This is a genomic window from Sutterella wadsworthensis, assembly GCF_003315195.1.
In the GTDB taxonomy this organism is placed as follows: domain Bacteria; phylum Pseudomonadota; class Gammaproteobacteria; order Burkholderiales; family Burkholderiaceae_F; genus Sutterella; species Sutterella wadsworthensis.
On sequence record NZ_QNRV01000005.1, the window covers coordinates 36,843 to 54,172 of the forward strand.

At 53.4% G+C, this 17,330-nt stretch carries 15 protein-coding genes; 7 read left to right on the plus strand and 8 right to left on the minus strand.

Annotation, left to right across the window (positions count from 1 at the left end; genetic code table 11):
• Window positions 1–23: 23 nt before the first annotated feature.
• Together DES29_RS03900 and ruvX are read right to left on the minus strand one after the other, a co-directional pair.
• Entirely contained in the window at window positions 24–872 is an 849-nt protein-coding gene (locus tag DES29_RS03900) for a lysophospholipid acyltransferase family protein (protein WP_016475190.1), read from the minus strand.
• Window positions 873–920: 48 nt separating this feature from the next.
• Window positions 921–1,346 (minus strand): Holliday junction resolvase RuvX, encoded by a 426-nt coding sequence (ruvX, locus tag DES29_RS03905; RefSeq protein ID WP_016475191.1) that lies wholly within the window; start codon window positions 1,344–1,346, stop codon window positions 921–923.
• A gap of 251 nt (window positions 1,347–1,597) precedes the next feature.
• On the opposite strand from ruvX, the gene DES29_RS03910 reads away from it, so the two are divergent.
• From DES29_RS03910 to DES29_RS03920, 3 genes are read left to right on the plus strand one after another with little or no spacing between them, the layout of a single operon-like run.
• Window positions 1,598–2,119, plus strand: coding sequence for a YbaK/EbsC family protein (locus DES29_RS03910; protein WP_113854498.1), 522 nt, complete (start codon window positions 1,598–1,600; stop codon window positions 2,117–2,119).
• 44 nt (window positions 2,120–2,163) lie between these two features.
• Window positions 2,164–2,619: a DUF2721 domain-containing protein gene (locus DES29_RS03915; protein ID WP_005429461.1), complete on the plus strand. Its 456-nt coding sequence runs from the start codon at window positions 2,164–2,166 to the stop codon at window positions 2,617–2,619.
• Window positions 2,620–2,630: 11 nt separating this feature from the next.
• Window positions 2,631–3,104: a DUF2721 domain-containing protein gene (locus DES29_RS03920; RefSeq protein ID WP_005429460.1), complete on the plus strand. Its 474-nt coding sequence runs from the start codon at window positions 2,631–2,633 to the stop codon at window positions 3,102–3,104.
• A 56-nt stretch (window positions 3,105–3,160) separates the two neighbouring features.
• Here the strand turns inward: DES29_RS03920 and DES29_RS03925 are convergent, their stop codons facing one another.
• Window positions 3,161–5,431: a patatin-like phospholipase family protein gene (locus DES29_RS03925; RefSeq protein WP_021994887.1), complete on the minus strand. Its 2,271-nt coding sequence runs from the start codon at window positions 5,429–5,431 to the stop codon at window positions 3,161–3,163.
• A 136-nt stretch (window positions 5,432–5,567) separates the two neighbouring features.
• Here DES29_RS03925 and galE point away from each other — a divergent pair, with 136 nt between their 5' ends.
• Window positions 5,568–6,587 carry a UDP-glucose 4-epimerase GalE gene (galE, locus tag DES29_RS03930; RefSeq protein WP_016475197.1) on the plus strand — a complete coding sequence of 340 codons (1,020 nt, stop codon included), beginning with the start codon at window positions 5,568–5,570 and terminating at the stop codon, window positions 6,585–6,587.
• A 219-nt stretch (window positions 6,588–6,806) separates the two neighbouring features.
• On the opposite strand, the gene DES29_RS03935 is transcribed toward galE, so the two are convergent.
• Complete coding sequence (locus DES29_RS03935; protein WP_113854489.1) at window positions 6,807–9,599, minus strand: excinuclease ABC subunit UvrA; 2,793 nt, start codon at window positions 9,597–9,599, stop codon at window positions 6,807–6,809.
• Between the two features lie 114 nt (window positions 9,600–9,713).
• Between DES29_RS03935 and DES29_RS03940 the strand changes: the two genes are divergently transcribed.
• Together DES29_RS03940 and DES29_RS03945 are read left to right on the plus strand one after the other, a co-directional pair.
• Entirely contained in the window at window positions 9,714–10,928 is a 1,215-nt protein-coding gene (locus DES29_RS03940) for an MFS transporter (protein WP_021994889.1), read from the plus strand.
• 35 nt (window positions 10,929–10,963) lie between these two features.
• Complete coding sequence (locus tag DES29_RS03945; RefSeq protein ID WP_005429453.1) at window positions 10,964–11,470, plus strand: single-stranded DNA-binding protein; 507 nt, start codon at window positions 10,964–10,966, stop codon at window positions 11,468–11,470.
• A gap of 99 nt (window positions 11,471–11,569) precedes the next feature.
• Here DES29_RS03945 and DES29_RS03950 read toward each other — a convergent pair whose 3' ends face one another.
• From DES29_RS03950 to DES29_RS03965, 4 genes are read right to left on the minus strand one after another with little or no spacing between them, the layout of a single operon-like run.
• Complete coding sequence (locus DES29_RS03950) at window positions 11,570–12,778, minus strand: ABC transporter permease (RefSeq protein ID WP_005429451.1); 1,209 nt, start codon at window positions 12,776–12,778, stop codon at window positions 11,570–11,572.
• Window positions 12,775–13,497, minus strand: coding sequence for an ABC transporter ATP-binding protein (locus DES29_RS03955; RefSeq protein ID WP_005429449.1), 723 nt, complete (start codon window positions 13,495–13,497; stop codon window positions 12,775–12,777). The genes DES29_RS03950 and DES29_RS03955 overlap by 4 nt, the downstream gene beginning before the upstream one ends.
• Before the next feature lie 10 nt (window positions 13,498–13,507).
• Window positions 13,508–14,809, minus strand: coding sequence for an efflux RND transporter periplasmic adaptor subunit (locus DES29_RS03960; protein ID WP_113854490.1), 1,302 nt, complete (start codon window positions 14,807–14,809; stop codon window positions 13,508–13,510).
• Between the two features lie 14 nt (window positions 14,810–14,823).
• The gene (locus tag DES29_RS03965) at window positions 14,824–16,248 is read right to left on the minus strand and encodes an efflux transporter outer membrane subunit (RefSeq protein WP_113854491.1); all 1,425 of its coding nucleotides are present in this window, start codon (window positions 16,246–16,248) and stop codon (window positions 14,824–14,826) included.
• Window positions 16,249–16,485: 237 nt separating this feature from the next.
• Between DES29_RS03965 and DES29_RS03970 the strand changes: the two genes are divergently transcribed.
• Complete coding sequence (locus tag DES29_RS03970; protein WP_005429444.1) at window positions 16,486–17,187, plus strand: response regulator transcription factor; 702 nt, start codon at window positions 16,486–16,488, stop codon at window positions 17,185–17,187.
• Window positions 17,188–17,330 lie beyond the last annotated feature (143 nt).

Here is a 17,330-nt window from a genome sequence, read left to right on the forward strand (position 1 = left end):
CATTAAGAGACTGCTGTCAGCATCTACTCAGCTGCTGAAGCTTTTTCTGTTCCGGTTTTGGCAAGTTTTGCACGAAGTGCCTCAGCCTTGGCGGCTGTGGCATCCGGCCAGCCAAGCGCTTCAGCCATGGCACGGGAGGTTTCTGCACAGAGGGTTCGCCGGTCGTAGGCCGCTGCTTTAATCGGCGTAAGGATCGTTGCTTCAACCGAAACGTTCTTCGTTCTGACAATATCCTTTAATACGGTGAAAAGATCCCTTGATGCATAAGACGGCATCGTTGAGGGTATGCCGTTCACAGAGTACTTCAGCGTAATCGGAAGCACCTCAATTCCGTTGTATTCCGCAGGTTTGGCAGCCGAAAAGAGATTCGCATAGAAAGGCAGCAACGCATCGCCCGGCCCCGTTGTCCCCTCCGGGAAAAAAAGTACGTTCTCGCCGCGGGCAAGGTGCTTGTCCATAACTTCCACAACATCAACAATCGCGCGGCGGCTTGAGCGATCGATGAAGATTGTTCCTACGTGCTTGGAAATCAGTCCGAAAATCGGCCACTTTGAAATTTCTTTTTTAGCGATGAAGCGCACCGGAAGAATGGAATCCAGCACAAAAATATCAGCGAACGATATGTGGTTGGCGCAGACAAGGTAGCCGGGTCCGTCTTCACGCAACCCTGAAGCCGCCTCAGCATTAGGAATCCGGCCCTTGACATCAAGGCGGATGCCTAAAACTCGGAGAAGCCGAGGCGCCCAACGCTTGACCATGCGCACACGCATACTGTCTGGCACTACGGGAAAAATGCCAACCACAAGAAAGAAAAGAATAACAATGACAACGGCGAGCAGAATAAGCCGCGCGCCCCCGACGATGCTGCGCATAGGCGTTCTTTTTGGAAGAGATGAATGGAATTGACGGATAGTTCTACTTCACTCTGCCACCGTAACGGCTTCATGGAAGAACTGTTCAAGAATGACGGCGGCCGCGCGATCATCAATGTGGTCGCGCCCTTGGGCGACCTCCACCGAAGAGAAACGCTCGTCGACAGTAAAGACCCGTAGATGATAACGACCGCCAAGCTGACGGGCGAAACGTTCACAGCGAGCCGTGAGCGTTGACGGATTACCGTCCCCTAGTCTGGGCACGCCGACAACGAGAAATTTCGGTTTCCACTCAGACATCAATGCTTCAATACTCTGCCAACGCGACTCATTGGTAGACGCATCCAGAATAACGAGCGGTTCTGCTGTTCGCGTAACGGTATTGCCCACTGCCACACCGGTGCGGGCAAGCCCAAAATCAAATGCCAGTACGGTGCCGGGTTCTGTGAGGAATGTTTCCAAAGGTTTTGCCATAGCTTGATCTGCGTCAGGGAAGTTCCGGTCGGTTGTATCTTCAATTGTCGAAAAATTGCGAAGGACCTCATTATGGCCACATTAGGTGGCCCACGCCTGCAGAGGTCTACAAACTTTTCCGCCAGTTCACTCGCATCTGCGGCTGAATAGGCGTACTCTTGCGCCTCCCCTTTTTTGGTTCTTGAGGCTCTCCTACCTGTGCGTCCGTTCCACGGATGCCTTCGTCGGCGAGCCTTCTTGCATTTTTAGCGATGATCGACAACGTTCTTGAGCGTCTGACGACGCTTTTCACCGAAGGCGGCGCGCACTTCCGCGTCATTCACCACCCTGCCGCCGGCCAATCGAGCCAATCGGTAGCCGAAATCCGCGGCACTGAACTTGGTCAGGGCGCTAAAGCGCTTTGCTGCACCGTGAAGGGCAACGGCGTAAAAAAGCATGTCCTCGGCGTTCTTCCGGCCGACATGCAAGCCGATCTCAGCAAGCTTGCCGCAGCAGTCGGCGGACGTCGTGCCTCGCTCGCCAGTCCAGATGAAGTAATGGACTTAACGGGATGCATCTTTGGCGCCGTACCGCCAGTGAGTTTTCATCCCGATCTTGAACTCATCTGCGATCCGACACTCTTCACGCGTTATAGCGAACTGGCCTTCAATGCTGGCTCACGCGATGTTTCTATCATTATTTCGACCGACGATTTCAAACGTATCGTTGCGCCAAAGGTAGCCGCCTTCCTTCGTGATGCGGCCTCTGCCCCCGCTGAAAAACAAAACCAATAAACAAGTCGTAAATTGCCTAAACCTCCGACCTAAGGTCTCTTGACATGGACTCCTTTGCCGCTTTGCTCACCAATTCGATTACACCGGTGACGCTTATCTCCGGCGTCGGCCTCATGCTGCTGTGCATGACTGCCCGCTACAACCACACGACCGATCGTGTGCGTCAACTCCTCAAACGTCGTGAAGACGGTGACTACGAAAAAGAACCGGATCTCGATTTCGAAATCCACTTGATCTTCCGTCGTTCGCGCTATCTGCGCCGAGCAATGCTGAGCCTCGTGCTCTCGGATGTCTGCTCGGGCCTCATTGTGGCAACAAACGTTGCCGCACACCTTTCGAACCTCAATTTCGTCACACTCTCCTCAATCTGGTTGGCATTCGCGCTGGCACTGATTGTCGCCTCGTCGATTTATTTCAGTCTGGAAGTTCGCCTTTCGCTTCATGCTCTGGAAACAGCCATCGATCATTTGCCCGGCAAAACGAAAGAGCCAGGCCTTTAAGGAGACGTCACGTGCTTACCATCACCGAATTTAATGACTCGCTCTCATTAGCACTTGCGCCGATTACCTTAATTTCCGGCGTAGGACTCTTGATGATCTGCATGACCAATCGCTACAACCATGCGACGAACCGTATTCGTCAGTTGATGGCTAAACGCGAAGGCAACATCGATAATTCCATCATCCGCTCAGTAATAGACACTGAAATCGATCTTCTCTACATGCGTGCATCGCTGCTGCGTCGCGGCATGCTCTCCGTTGCGCTTTCGGCTTTCTTTTCAGCCATTCTGGTTGCGGTCAGCGTGAGTGCTCGCTTTCTCGATCTTGACATCCACATCCTCGAAAGCTGCATCCTCGTTGCGGCAGTTCTTCTAATCGTTCTTTCTGCGCTTCTCTTTGCTGGCGAGATTAACGTCTCGCTCAAAGCCTTAAAACTTGCCGTCGATAAAGTGCCGCGTCACGGCAAATGGAGTCTAGAAGACTAGCCGCTATTCATCGTAGATACGGGCGCCGTTCGGCTGGAACGACGCCCGTTTGCTCTCTATTGTCTATATCCCCAACGGAAATAAATAGAGGTGCCCTCTCCCTTCGTGCGGCCAACCACTAAAAAGATGGGACCAATCAAACTGTCAACACCGATCGATGCTGAAACGGACTTGGCCCACGCGCGATCATTCTCATCATTGCTCGACAGTCCATGCACATCATTCCAAGCACGCCCTGCCTCAAGTGCTCCGCCAATCCACACCGGCACGCGAATGGGCATCCAATCGGAAACATTGCGCATCAGCGAAGCCTTTACATACTCCAGCCGCGAGCCTGACCACCGGCCATAAGGCACGCCTGGCATACGTCCTGCTCCGCCCAATTGGTACATTCCAGCGACTGAAGAACGCCCGATCTCTCCCTCGAACACAGAAGTCCAACGCCCCACAGAAAACGGCACCAGCGCATTAATACCGAACATGTAATTGGACTCCGTCAGTCCGACGGCTTGATTAGAGCGTTTCCCATTCACCTGTAGCCGCATGCCCTCCGTCGGGAAACTCACGCTGTCGAGCGTATCAAGCATCAGCTCAGCACCGATATAGGGAGCTGACTTTCGCCGCCAAGGCGGCTGATCGCGGCCAATCTCAATATCTGTATGTGAAGAAAGCCACCCTGTAGATAGGCCGGCATAACCCCATCGCGCGAGTTCCCAGCCTAAAAGCACTTTGGCATCTACAAACGTGCTCCTCCACTGCGCCACGGCTTCGTGACCGGAATATCTATCAAAGCGCATACGTTCATACGAGATACTCGGTTGAATAAAGAGCGGCAAGGTTGTACCCAGCGGCTGATAGAACTCTGAAAGAAATCTTTGTTTATCGCCAACCTGAATTTCATTGCGCCATTCTCCTCCCCATGCATTCAGCAGATGCCAACTGTGCGCAAAAAGCAGGTTGTAGGTACTCACACTGTCGAAGTCCGTTTCCAAAGACCCGCCCAGACGAACACTCGAATAGCCGGCTCGCTTCTCCTTGGGCTCAATGACGAGTGCTGCCGATCCGTCAGGTCCCGGATCTAACCGATAAACAACACTGTCAAAGTAACCATCGGCCCACACCGTACGTGCTGCATCATCCAAGCGCTCGCGATCAGCAGCACGCCCCGAAGGTACAGCCGCACGCTCAACAATTCTTTCGGGCGGCACAGCCGCATCCCCTTGCTGTGCGACTCGGATTTCCGTAATCACTTTCGGACTTCTGTCGAAGTTGACGAAACTCTGTGTGCGAGCGTGGTTCCATGCTGTCCATTCCTGACGGCCAACAGCAAGGACCTTTAGGCGATCGGCTGCAGCTCGACCGGCAGCCTCTCCCACAGCAATGATTTCACGGCTCTTGTCAAGATCTGCGGACGTATAGTCCTTCAGTTCCGGACGAATAAGAATATCGCGATCGGAAAGACTGGCCAGAGAGGCCGTAACGTTTTGTTCGGTCAGCAGATTTACCATCTGCGACATTACACCGACCACATCGTTGAGTTGCTCTCGCCCGCTGAGCGGGGTCCCGACATTAACTGCGATGACGATGTCAGCCCCCATTTCTCGGGCAAGCTCAACCGGCAGATTGTCAACCAATCCGCCGTCGACCAAAAGATCATCGCCCCGTTTGGCTGGTGAAAAGGCTCCCGGCACCGACATTGACGCACGCATCGCTTGACTCAGTGTGCAGTCCTTTTGCATGACGACACGCTTGCCAGTAACAAGATTGGTTGCTGGCGCCGCAAAGGGGATCGGCAGCATGGAAAGATCTTCAACCATCGCTGAAGACGCTGTTTTTCGTGCCAAAAAAAGATCCAATTCTTCTGATGGCACAAAAGCATCGGGAAAGCGCGGCGTACCATCGTTGCTGATTTCAATCCCTGCAGAAGGCAGACTCTTGTAATCATCAAGCTTGCGCCGCCAAGACAAGATGTCGCGCTGCGGACGAGGCGCAAGCATCTTGCTCCAGTCCACCTCCAATACTGTGTCTTCGAGAGCTTTGGCAGTAAATCCGGCGGCATAAGCTCCGCCAACCATCGAGCCCATTGATGTGCCGGCAATAACGTCAATTTTGACGCCTAACTCTTCGAGTACCTTGATAACCCCAACATGCGCAAAGCCGCGGGCACCACCGCCGGAAAGCACTAATCCAACACAAGGACGCCCTTCAGCACGGCAGGCGGCGCGAACCTCACTGGGGGTTTTAGCCCAGCTCGAAGTTGAAATAGTTAAAAAGACAACTGCAGTCGTCAGGACGGCATGGTGAAGCGTTGGAAGGCGCAGAATCATGAGCAATCCAAAATCAGAGACAGCAGAAGGCAACGCTGAAGTTGCCGCCCGGGATAACACGATGGAAAATAGTGAGTCTTCATAGGCTGCCGCAGTTGGCGGAATGCCTTTACGCCCACATACTATAAGGACGATTATGCGCGTACTGCTCACAGGAGGCATGGGCTTCATCGGTTCCCATACGGCCGTGTCTCTTCTGGAAGCCGGTCATGAACCCATTCTTTATGACAATCTTTCAAACGCTGATCGAAGTGTCGTCGATCGCATCGGCCGCATTACAGGTCACACGCCGACGTTCATTGAAGGCGACATTCGTGATGGGGCGCTGCTCAAACAAGTACTTCGTAACGAGCATATTGAAGCTGTCATTCACTTTGCCGGCCTTAAAGCGGTAGGCGAATCCGTCGGGAAACCGCTTGAGTATTTTGACAACAATGTCTCTGGCACAATCAAACTGCTCGAAGCCATGCGCTCTGTCGGCGTGAAGCGCCTCATCTTCAGTTCCTCTTCCACTGTTTACGGAACTCCGCAGCATCTTCCCCTCACTGAAGCGGAGCCAACCGGTGAAGCGACCAATCCATATGGTCGAACGAAAATTCACATTGAAGAAATCCTTGCCGATCTTTGCCGTTCAGACTCAGAATGGAGCGTTGTATGCCTGCGCTATTTCAATCCCATCGGGGCTCACCCATCAGGACTCATCGGTGAAGATCCAAACGGCATTCCGAACAACCTGCTCCCCTATATCGCCCGCGTTGCGAGCGGCAGGCTGCCTTGTCTGAATGTTTTCGGCAATGACTACGACACGCCTGACGGCACGGGCGTACGCGACTTCATCCACGTAGTGGATCTCGCTCAGGGCCACACCGATGCGCTTCCATATGCAGTTTCACACACCGGCTGGATTGCAGTTAATCTCGGCTGCGGCCGCGGTTACAGCGTCCTAGAGGTCGTTAAAGCCTTTGAAGACGCAAGCGGTCGCCGAATTCCTCTGCATTTTGCGCCTCGCCGTGCCGGTGATATCGCTGCCAACTGGTGCGATCCGACATTGGCATTGAAGCTTTTCGGTTGGAAGGCCAAGTTCGACATTGAGGATATGTGCCGCGATTCTTGGCACTTTGAGTCTCTGCTTAAAACTGAATGCGAAACCCGCTAGCAGCGATTGAGCAAGTTTTACTGACGAAGCATTCAGGCAGTTCTGCAATCGATATTTATCCCAATTGCATGAACTGCCTCCAAAATGTTATCCACGAAATTATCCACAACTTATTTATTTATAATTCAACTAGTTGCATCTAATTTTCGAAGTTATTCACTTACAAAGCATTCATCTCCAAATGGATTGAATTGATAACTTCTGCATAGATTCAATCGCTCATGATCTAAGCGTTTTCAATGCATCCTTTAGCCAAGATGCAGTCAGACTTTTTCTCATGCGGGCGACCTGAGACGGCGTTCCCTGTGCCGTAATGTCACCGCCAGCCTCACCGGCCCCGGGCCCCACGTCAACTACCCAATCGGCACAGGCCGCAACCTGCATATCGTGTTCAATCACAACAACTGTGGCACCGATATCAGTAAGGCGTCGAAGTACCGCTAAAAGCTTGGCTACATCAGCAAAATGAAGTCCGGTTGTCGGCTCATCCAACAGATAAAAGGTGCGGCTTGAACTCAATCGAGACAGTTCTGCTGCCAGTTTCAGTCGCTGCGCCTCACCGCCGGAAAAGTCGGCAGTACTCTGTCCTAAGCGGATATAACCCAGACCCACGTCAGCGAGTGCATCCATACGCCGCATTATCTGCGGGTGCGAAGCGAAAAAATCCCGAGCGTCGTCTACGGTCATTTCGAGCACATCAGCAATGGACTTTCCCTGCCAGCGACACTCTAATGTTTCTCGGTTGTAGCGCGCTCCGCCGCATACATCACAGCGAACATACAGGTCCGGAAGGAACTGCATCGGCACGCGCACCACGCCTTCACCGGCACAGGCTTCACATCGACCGCCATGATTCAGGAAAGAAAAGCGGGAGGCCGAATACCCGCGCTCCCGTGCGGTAAGCGTTTCGGCAAAAAGTTCACGGATAGGCGTGAATGCCCCCGTATAACTTGCCGCATTGGAGCGCGTCGACCGTCCAATCGGAGCTTGATCAACACTTACCACCTGATCAAAATACTCAGCCCCATAAAGTTCACTGAAGGGCAGCCCTGCACCCGCCGCCTTGGCGTCTTTGGAAACCACTGCCTTCAGAGCAGGGAGCAGCGTATCCACGATCAATGTTGATTTACCTGAGCCCGAAACTCCCGTAATGACAGTGAGTCCTCCCACTGGAATCGTGAGATTCACATTCTTGAGGTTGCGGCCGACAGCGCCCTTCAGTTCAAGTTTGTCGGCCTTTGTAGCATTGAAATGGCGCCTGGGCAGAGCATTCTGGACTTGGCCAGAAAGCCATGCACCTGTAAGTGAATGAGGATTAGCCTTTAATGCCGCCAATGTTCCCTGAGCTGTCACCTCTCCGCCGGCGGTTCCCGCTCCCGGTCCCATGTCAACGAGCCAATCCGCAGCCTCCATCACCGTGCGATCGTGCTCCACAACCAGTACCGTGTTGCCGAGCGCCTGCAAACGTTTAAGGACCTGCACCAAGGCTTCAGCATCCTTTGGATGAAGACCTGTTGTCGGTTCATCGAGCACATAGAGCACGCCAGACAGACCCGAACCAAGCTGAGCCGCGAGTCGAATACGCTCCAATTCCCCGCCCGACAATGTTCGTCCGGGACGTGAAAGTGTGAGGTAATCAAGCCCCAGATTTTCAAGGCAAGCGAGTTTTGACCTTGCACCTGCCGCAGCGCGAGCAACGATCTCACCACGGACGCCCTCCAATTGCAGATTGGCAAGCTTCAGTGCCACATCCTTAATAGACAGCGCCTGGAGCTCTGGAAAACGCTGTCCGTCAAGCCGCACGGTTCTGCCCACAATGCCCAGTCCAGAACCATCACAATCTGGACAAGACACTTGCGTCATAAATGCTGAAAGAACTTTTTTCTCAGAAGGCGTAGCGTCGCGCAAATGTGCCTCTATTGCCCCCTGAACGGCATCCAGCAGAGCGCGGCGTGCCGCTTCAGGAAGCTGCTGCCACGGCGCATCAACATCCAAACCAGCAGCGGCTGCCGTTTGCATCAGCATCTGACGCCAAGTTGAGGACGGATTCCCAGCAAAAGCCCCGCCGGCGAGCGATTTGGAGGGATCAACAATCAGCCGCTCTGCTAAAAGCACATCCACTAGTCCTGTACCGCCGCAATGCGGGCAGGCTCCGCGCCGACTAAACCGGGAAAAGTCGCCCGGCTCCAATTCGCCAGCCGCGAAATCGCAGAGCGGACAAGCATTTTTTGATGAAAATCGTCTTTCCCAAACGCCGCCGTTTTCACCTTCTCCATCCAAATCAAAAACGACAGCACGCCCACCGCCTCGCTCTAGCGCAGTTTCGAGACTCTGTGCAATACGCTCGCGAACATCTCCGCGGACACGCAGGCGGTCAACGATCAACTCCAGAACATGCGCCCCATCTCCAAGCGGTTCACCGCCGCTGACATCGTCGAGATGCATTATTTGGCCGTCAATACGTACCCGTTGGAACCCTTCCGTCTGAAGCTTTGCGGCAAGCGCTTGAAAGGCCTTTGCCGAAACTTCCATGCCCAGATCGATTGGCGCCGCAACAGCGATCCGCCGATCCCCCGCATCACACAGCACCTTATCCGTCATTGACGCCACAGACTCAGCTTTTAGCGGCAATCCGTGCCTTGGACAATATGCAGTACCCGCACGAGCATATAAGAGCCGCAAATGGTCATCGATTTCCGTCAAAGTTCCCACTGTGCTCTTGGGATGCAAACCGCCTGTCGTCTGGCCAATAGCTACAGCCGGCGGCAAACCGTCAATCACATCGACATCAGCACGCGGGAGTTGTTCCAGAAATTGTCTAGCCCGTGGCGATAGACTCTCGACATAGCGTCGTTCGCCTTCTGCGTAAAGCGTATCGAAGGCAAGCGAACTCTTGCCTGACCCGGATGGTCCCGTGACGACGATAAATGCGCCGCGAGGCAGTCCGAGAGAAATATTCTTCAGATTGTGAGTGCGCGCACCTCGCACCTCGATAGTGCCGGAAGTTGTCATGGCAGGAAAATTTAAGAAAGCGGAAACTCCTAAGGACTATAACCGCCGCACGTCACAAGAATGTCGGCTTCAGCAGCCGATGCCCAAACCATTGCCCATCCAAAGAGTTTTCTCATGGCTAGCTCCGCCGCCCATATGACGCCGCAGGAAAGAACCTCAAGTTTTTCGCTCGCGAGTATTTTTGCGCTGCGCATGTTCGGGCTCTTCATTATTCTGCCGGTCTTTGCCGTCTATGCACGAGAGCTGCCTGGCGGTGACAGCGAAACGCTTGTCGGCATTACCTTAGGCATATACGGCCTCACTCAAGGTCTGCTCCAGATTCCTTTTGGCGTTGCTTCAGATCGACTTGGTCGCAAACCCGTCATCATTTTCGGACTCATCATCTTTGCACTCGGCAGTTTCCTCGCTGCGTCGGGCGCCAACATCTGGATCGTTATGCTAGGGCGCATGCTGCAGGGTGCAGGAGCTATCTCCGCCGCCGTTACCGCGTTCATCGCAGACAGCGTACGCGTACAGGTCCTCACTAAGGCAATGGCCATGGTCGGCGCCTCTATAGGCCTTACCTTTGCTCTTTCTCTCCTTATTTCGCCACCGCTCACAAAGCTATGGGGGGTTTCAGGGCTTTTCACACTCACTGGCATTTCTGCCCTGATTGCTGTCCTGGTTGTCAAATTCGTTGTTCCTCCGGCACCCCAGTCAGCCATCGATGAAAAAAATGAACATCGATCATGGAGGAAGGTCGTTTGTGATCCTCAGCTCGTCCGCCTCAATATCGGCATCTTCGTGCTTCATGCAGTACTCACCGCCATCTTCGTGGTTATTCCAACACGGCTCGTCTACATGCGGCTGCCAAGTGAGCATCATTGGTGGGTATATCTGCCTGCGGTCATCGCTGGTTTCGCTCTTATGGCTCCGCCATTAATTTTTGGTGAAAAGAAGCAAGCTGTTGTCCGAGTCATGCGCTTCATGATTGGATTTCTCACTGTAGCTTTTGTGCTCTTTGCATATCTCATTCATTCCATCTGGGAAATTGCTTTCCTTCTCGGCATCTTTTTCATCGGCTTCAATGTACTAGAGGCCACACTGCCAAATCTAGTCTCTCGAATTGCTCCGGCAGCTGACCGAGGGCTTGCATTGGGCGTATACAATACAACACAGAATATTGGGCTTTTTGTCGGCGGCGCGCTCGGCGGTGCAATTTCACAGCACTTCGGGCCCGAAGCGGTCTTCTTCGTCTGTGCATTTGCTATGCTTATTTGGTTCGCCTCATCGTTTGGGCTGCAGGAACCTGCCCGTCCGAACCGAGAGCCCGGCGAAGTCATTAAATAATTTTTGTTTTTTAGCTTTAGTTTTGGGTAAGAATCATGGCTTCCGTCAACAAGGTCATTCTTCTCGGCAATTTGGGCGCAGATCCGGACGTCCGCTACACACCCGATGGCGGTACAGCAATTTGTACCCTCAGTCTCGCCACCTCCCGTCGCTACAAGAACCGTGACGGTCAGTTCACCGAGGAAACGGAATGGCACCGCGTTGTGCTTTTCGGTCGTACAGCAGAAATCGCCCGCGACTATCTCAAAAAGGGGCGCTCTGTCTACGTTGAAGGCCGCCTGCGCACCCGCAAGTGGACTGATCAGAACGGCAACGACCGTTGGACCACCGAAGTGGTCTGCGAAAATATGCAGCTTCTTGGTGGCCGTGACGGCAGTGGTCAAGGCGGCCCGAGCGGTGGCTACGTCCCTGCCGGCGACGGCTTTGAATCCGCACCTCGCCCCGCAGCGCCTCGTTCTCCGGCTGCTGCCCCGCAGCCGCAGGCTTCACCTGCCGCCGCATCGGCGCCCATCGACTCACTGGATGAAGACGTCCCGTTCTAAAACGGAAGGCAACGAAGCGACACCACACATCACCGGTTCGTCATATGAAAAAGCTCCGCACTGCAAGTCGGAGCTTTTCTTTTGACTACATAATCAGCACTATTCGTGACGCACGGCTTCTATAGGATCGAGTTTTGCTGCCCTGCGAGCTGGGAAGAACCCAAATACGACGCCGGTAAGTGCCGATACCGTGAACGCGAGCAGATTAATACCCGGATCAAAAACGAAAGGCACATTCATCAGCGTGCAAAAGAGTCGGGACGCGCCAAGCGCTGCCAAAACTCCCAAGATGCCGCCCAAGCATCCAAGCATCAAAGCTTCAATCAAAAACTGCATAAGCACTTCTCTGCCAAGCGCCCCGATTGCCAAGCGAATGCCGATTTCACGGGTGCGCTCCGTCACGGACACCAGCATGATGTTCATAATGCCGATACCGCCGACGAGGAGACTCACTCCTGCCACCGCAGCCAGCAAGGTCGTCATAATCTGAGTAGTAGAAGCCACTTTTGCCGCAATTTCTGCCGTATCCATGATTTGGAAGTTATCGTCATCACCTGACGAAAGGGAACGGCGCTCACGCATCAAATCCTTAACTGCAGTCTTCAAACGCTCTCTGTCACTATCCGCATTGATGCGAATAAGGAGTGCCGACACTCGGTTATCACCGAGAATGCGACGCTGCACTGACTTCAGCGGCATAACGAGCAGATCGTCCTGATCTCCCCCCATGGCAGCCGTTCCCTTGGTCTTTAGCAATCCGATCACGCGGCAGGAGAAGCCGCCGGTTCGAATCTGCCGGCCAACAACATTTTGCGTTGTGCCAAACAATTCATTTGCTACAGTCGATCCAATGACACAAACCGCGCTGCCCGCTCGTTCTTCGGCCTCCTCAAAATTACGGCCATCTTCAAACGTCCGGTTGTCAATCGTAAAGTAATCCGTATTGGTGCCGACCACGCTCGTCTGCCAATTCCGTCCGTTGGCAACGACAGTCATTGACTTGGAGACCTGCGGCGCTACTGCCTCAATACCGGCGAGCTGAGTGCGCAGTGCTGTCACGTCATCAAGACGAAAGTTCGGTGCCCCTACTTTCTGCCCGGGCCCCAAGCGCATGCCTGGCCGAAGCATCAGCTGGTTGTTGCCGAAGGATTCAATTTCCGTTTTGATGGCAGTAGATGCGCCATTGCCAATCGTCACCATCGTAATGACGGCAGCCACACCGATCACAACCCCCAAGACGGTCAGGAGACTGCGTAGCGGATTGCGCCAGATCTGACGAATAGCCAGAAGAAATGCATTCCAAATCACATTGATTCTCCCTTGAAGTCAAGCTTGGCTCCATGGTCATCGTCCACCAGTTTGCCGTCCTTAAAGAGAATGTGTCGCCTTGCGAAGGCCGCCATATCAGGTTCGTGCGTAACGAGAGCGATCGTGATGTCCTCTTCTTCATTGAGATCTCTGAGGAGCTTCATAATCTCGATGCTGCGCGAACTGTCAAGACTGCCCGTCGGTTCGTCAGCAAGCAGCAGCTTCGGCTTGATGACAATCGCTCGGGCGATTGCTACGCGCTGCTGTTGACCGCCGGAGAGTTCTGCCGGCGTATGGTGTGCCCACTCAAGGAGCCCAACGCGTTCGAGCGCTGCAGCCGCTAAACGTTGACGATCGGCACGCTTCAATCCTCGGTAAAGCAGCGGCAGTTCAACGTTTTCCATTGCCGTTGTGCGCGGCAGGAGATTGAATCCTTGAAAAACAAAACCAATCCACCGACGGCGCAGTAGTGCTCGTTCATCATTTGTCAGGTTCTCAACATGCACACCGTCAAAGAGGTACTCGCCCCACGATGGACGATCAAGTGCGCCAACGATATTCATCGCTGTTGACTTGCCCGAGCCGGACGGCCCCATAATGGCGACAAATTCGCCTTGCTGAATCTGCAGATCAATGTGATGCAAGGCGACAAAGGCCGCTTCACCGGTACCGTATCGCTTGCCGATGCCGCGAAATTCAATGAGCGGTGTTTCACTCATGACGGTCTCCTCAAGACTTAGCGCGCTGCTGATCGACAACTACCTGATCGCCATCTTTGAGGTCACCAGAAATCACTTCTGTGCGCGTACCGTCAGTAAGACCGGTCTTGATGCTGACCGGAACAGCATCTCCATTTCGCAAGATGTACACCGTTCGTTCACGGACACTCTGTGAAGCGGAAATATCTTCCTTAACACGTTTTGAGCTGCCGTTATGCGGTCCTCTTGGCATAAACATGGTGGCCGCGCTTCCAGAAAAATCCTGTACGGCAGAAGTGCGTGGCGTAAAACGCAACGCTGAATTCGGCACGAGCAGCACGTTTCGACGCTCCGCGGTCGTCACGGTTGCAGAAGCCGTCATCCCTGGGCGCAGCAACAGGTCGGCATTATCAACATTGAGATAAGTCGTATATGTCACAACGTTTTCCGTCGTTGTCGCTCCGTATGCCACCTTTGTCAGCGTTGCCGGGAAACGTTTATCCGGATAGGCACTAACCGTAAAGTAGGCTTTCTGTCCAGATTGAATGCTTCCAATGTCGGCCTCGTCCACATTTACCTTGAGTTCAAGTTCACGCAGATCAGTCGCTAGCGACAGCAGCTCCACAGCTTGCAAACTGGCGGCTACAGCGTAACCCGGTTCAACCGAACGAGCGAGAACCACACCGTCAATAGGCGACTTAATGTTGGCCTTTGAACGATCCGTCTCCGCTGTCTCGAGCGCCGCTTGTGCATCCGCAATAGTAGCTTTAGCAACCTCTACAGCGGCCTTAGCCGTAGCTACTGCAGCCTCCTGAGCATCCAGATCCGTTCGAGACGGCATCTTGCCGCCTGAAAGTTTATTGAGCTCCTTGAGGCGCTTATCCTTCACCTGAGCTTCCTTAAGCGTTGCTTTGCTCTCCGCGAGCTTAGCTTCAGCGCTTGCTAATGAAGCACGAGCGCTTGCCACTTTGGAATCAAGATTGCGGGTATCGAGTTCAATGAGCACTTGGTCGGTTTTGATCTCATCATTGACGTCAACATTGACTTTACGAACAATGCCGGACAGTTCAGAGCCAAGCGTTACAGTGCGAATTGGATTAAGCGTACCGTCTGCTGAAACGGTTACATCCAGATTGCCTGTCTTAGCGGTCTGTGTCACATAGTTCGCTTTAGGTCCCTGTTGCTGTCCAAGCCACCAATACCATCCACCGCCAGCCGCGAGAGCCAAAACGACAGCCGCCGGCACTGCGCGCACATACCAGGGGCGCTTTCTTTCGCCAAGCAGCTCTGCAACCGCAGCCTCGCTGTTTTCATTTTTCTTTGCGTCAGTCATCGCAATTCCTTTACTTATTTGCCCGCAGCGGTCGGCGCAGCAGATTTACTAACACTTTGATTGACAGCCCAATCTCCACCGAGCGCGCGATAAAGCGTGATGTAGCTGTTAGCTCGGTCTGCACGATTGTTCAATTCGCTTTCACGTGCAGAAAGGAGCGATCGCTGTGTTGAGAGGAGCATCGTGTATTCGCCAATACCTGCTCCATATTCATCACGAGCAAGCTTTTCTGCCGTACGGGCATGAGATACAGCTCGCTCAAGGTCGCCCTTTCGATATTCAGCACTGCGGATGGCCGTTAGGGCATTGTCTGTTTCCTCCAATGCCGACAACAGTGTTGAACGGTAAGACGCCACTGCACTCTGAAGATTCGCCATCGCCGTTTCCTCTCCGGCGATGAGGTTTCCCCAATTGAGAATCGGCATTGCCAGTGCTGCAGCCAAACCGGCGACCCCAGTTCCAGATGCCCCTAAAGCACTCACTGCCGTTGCTGTCGTACCGATATTTCCAGAAAGCGAAAGCGTAGGGAAAAAATCGCTTTTGGCACTTTTTAAATTTTTTACCGCAGCTTCTGCTGTTGCTTTAGCGGCTCGTACATCGGGACGCTGTTCAATCAGTTCAGCAGGCATCGACACCGCGCCCCCCATCGGCGGCACCGGAATGATGCCCGTCGGTTCCAGTCCCAACTCATCAACGGGGCAACCCGTAAGACGCATCAGTGCGTTCCTATACTGAATGATGTTTTTTTCAAGCGTTGGAATTTGTGCGCGGGAAGACGCCACCTGCATCAGAGCATCTTCAGCCTCCGAAGCCGAACCAGTGCCAGCCTGAAACTGCCATTGAGCGGTTTCGGCGGTTTCTAGATAGGTTTCCAATGACGCCTTTGTTACGGCAAGACTGGCCTCAGCTGCACGCAGATTGACGTAAGCCTCAGCTGTTGCCGCCGCGGTTGCTGCGCGGACATCCTCAAGCGTATAGGCCGAAGCCATGGCCTTGAGAGTTGCCGCATCAGCTTGCCAAAATTCGCTTCCGGCCAGATTGAGCGAGAGGCCGCCACTCACTTCTGCCGAAAAACTATTTCGCCCCGTACCGTCGGCATGATTGAGGCTGCCGTTGAGTCCAAGACTCGCCGTAGGCCAGAGTGCTGCATTGGCAGAAGTTACGCTCGCATTAGCGGCACGAAGATTAGCTGCCGCAGTCTCTATATCCGGATTCGCTGCAAGTGCTTTGGTGATTAACTCCACGAGCACCGGATCCTCCCAGCGAGCCCAAAAATCCTGCCAAGCAGCAATATGGCCTGCCGGAAGCGTTGAAGCCGTCCATTGCTGAGGTGCAGCATCGGAGAGTAATCGGGAATAATCCGGAGACTGAACTGCACAACCTGTACTCGTAAGAATGACCGCACAGGTCAGCGGAATAAACCGCAGTTTTGTTTTCATTTAATTGAAATCTCCGTGCTTATGAGATGTTGACGGAACATCTTTTGCTGTTGTCCGCATTTTTGCGGACGGCAGCCTAGCGAATACTGAGGAGATGGGGTCGTTCTGTGTTAAGAAACGTCAAGAATCTACAAACTCCTGTTTTTGAATTTCGACACTCTTTCACCGATACCATCGTGCTTGACTGCGCTTTTGTTAAGATTACGGATGATATTGTTCTATATCATTTAATTTCCGATGCTTAAGAACCCCCGCCGCCTTCTCATCATTGATGACGATGTCGACTTCGTCACTTTGCTCGTTGACTACTTCACGCTTGAAGGTTTCGATACTGTCCCTGCGCACAACGGCCCTGAAGGGCTTGCTCATCTTGCGCGCGAACCATTCGATCTGGTCGTTCTCGACGTAATGATGCCTGGCATGAGCGGCGTGGAAGTACTCAAAAAGATGCGAGAGAAGTCGCATATTCCAGTCTTAATGCTTACCGCCCGCGGCGACCCGGTCGATCGCATTGTAGGGTTGGAGCTCGGAGCGGACGATTATGTGCAAAAACCCTGTCCGCCACGAGAGCTAGTCGCGCGCATCAACGCCATCCTGCGCCGTTCCGCCACCGCCTGGGCGGCTGCCGCCCCGGTTATTGTTGGCCCTGTCACAATCGATCCTGCACAGCGTTCTGTGAACTCCGCTGCCGGTCCAATTGCCCTGACAGGAACGGAATTTTCGCTCTTTGAACTACTTGCTCGACATGCTGGCACACCTGTTCCTAAGGAAGAGATCTACCCCAAAGTACTTGGTCGTCCAATGGGGCCTTATGATCGTGCAATCGATGTTCATGTATCCGCCATTCGCCATAAAGTTTCTGCCGTTATTGGAAAAAAGATTGCCATTGAATCTATTCGGGGCGTTGGCTACCAACTCGTCATACATCCTGACGCTTGAAAATTAAACGCTCTTATCCAAACAAAAAACGACATTCCGCATTTTGCTGGTAATGTCGTTTTTTGTTATACAAGATCAGAATCGTTTGCGCAAACATTTGTATACAAACAAATGAACAACTCTGCCTGCGTCTGTGAGGCCCG

Coding starts and splice junctions, on each gene's coding strand:
- DES29_RS03965 (WP_113854491.1), bottom strand. CDS start 16,248: ATGAAAACAAAACTGCGGTTTATTCCGCTGACCTGTGCGGTCATTCTT.
- DES29_RS03970 (WP_005429444.1), top strand. CDS start 16,486: ATGCTTAAGAACCCCCGCCGCCTTCTCATCATTGATGACGATGTCGAC.
- DES29_RS03910 (WP_113854498.1), top strand. CDS start 1,598: ATGATCGACAACGTTCTTGAGCGTCTGACGACGCTTTTCACCGAAGGC.
- DES29_RS03960 (WP_113854490.1), bottom strand. CDS start 14,809: ATGACTGACGCAAAGAAAAATGAAAACAGCGAGGCTGCGGTTGCAGAG.
- DES29_RS03955 (WP_005429449.1), bottom strand. CDS start 13,497: ATGAGTGAAACACCGCTCATTGAATTTCGCGGCATCGGCAAGCGATAC.
- DES29_RS03900 (WP_016475190.1), bottom strand. CDS start 872: ATGCGCAGCATCGTCGGGGGCGCGCGGCTTATTCTGCTCGCCGTTGTC.
- DES29_RS03935 (WP_113854489.1), bottom strand. CDS start 9,599: ATGACAACTTCCGGCACTATCGAGGTGCGAGGTGCGCGCACTCACAAT.
- DES29_RS03915 (WP_005429461.1), top strand. CDS start 2,164: ATGGACTCCTTTGCCGCTTTGCTCACCAATTCGATTACACCGGTGACG.
- ruvX (WP_016475191.1), bottom strand. CDS start 1,346: ATGGCAAAACCTTTGGAAACATTCCTCACAGAACCCGGCACCGTACTG.
- DES29_RS03940 (WP_021994889.1), top strand. CDS start 9,714: ATGGCTAGCTCCGCCGCCCATATGACGCCGCAGGAAAGAACCTCAAGT.
- DES29_RS03925 (WP_021994887.1), bottom strand. CDS start 5,431: ATGATTCTGCGCCTTCCAACGCTTCACCATGCCGTCCTGACGACTGCA.
- galE (WP_016475197.1), top strand. CDS start 5,568: ATGCGCGTACTGCTCACAGGAGGCATGGGCTTCATCGGTTCCCATACG.
- DES29_RS03945 (WP_005429453.1), top strand. CDS start 10,964: ATGGCTTCCGTCAACAAGGTCATTCTTCTCGGCAATTTGGGCGCAGAT.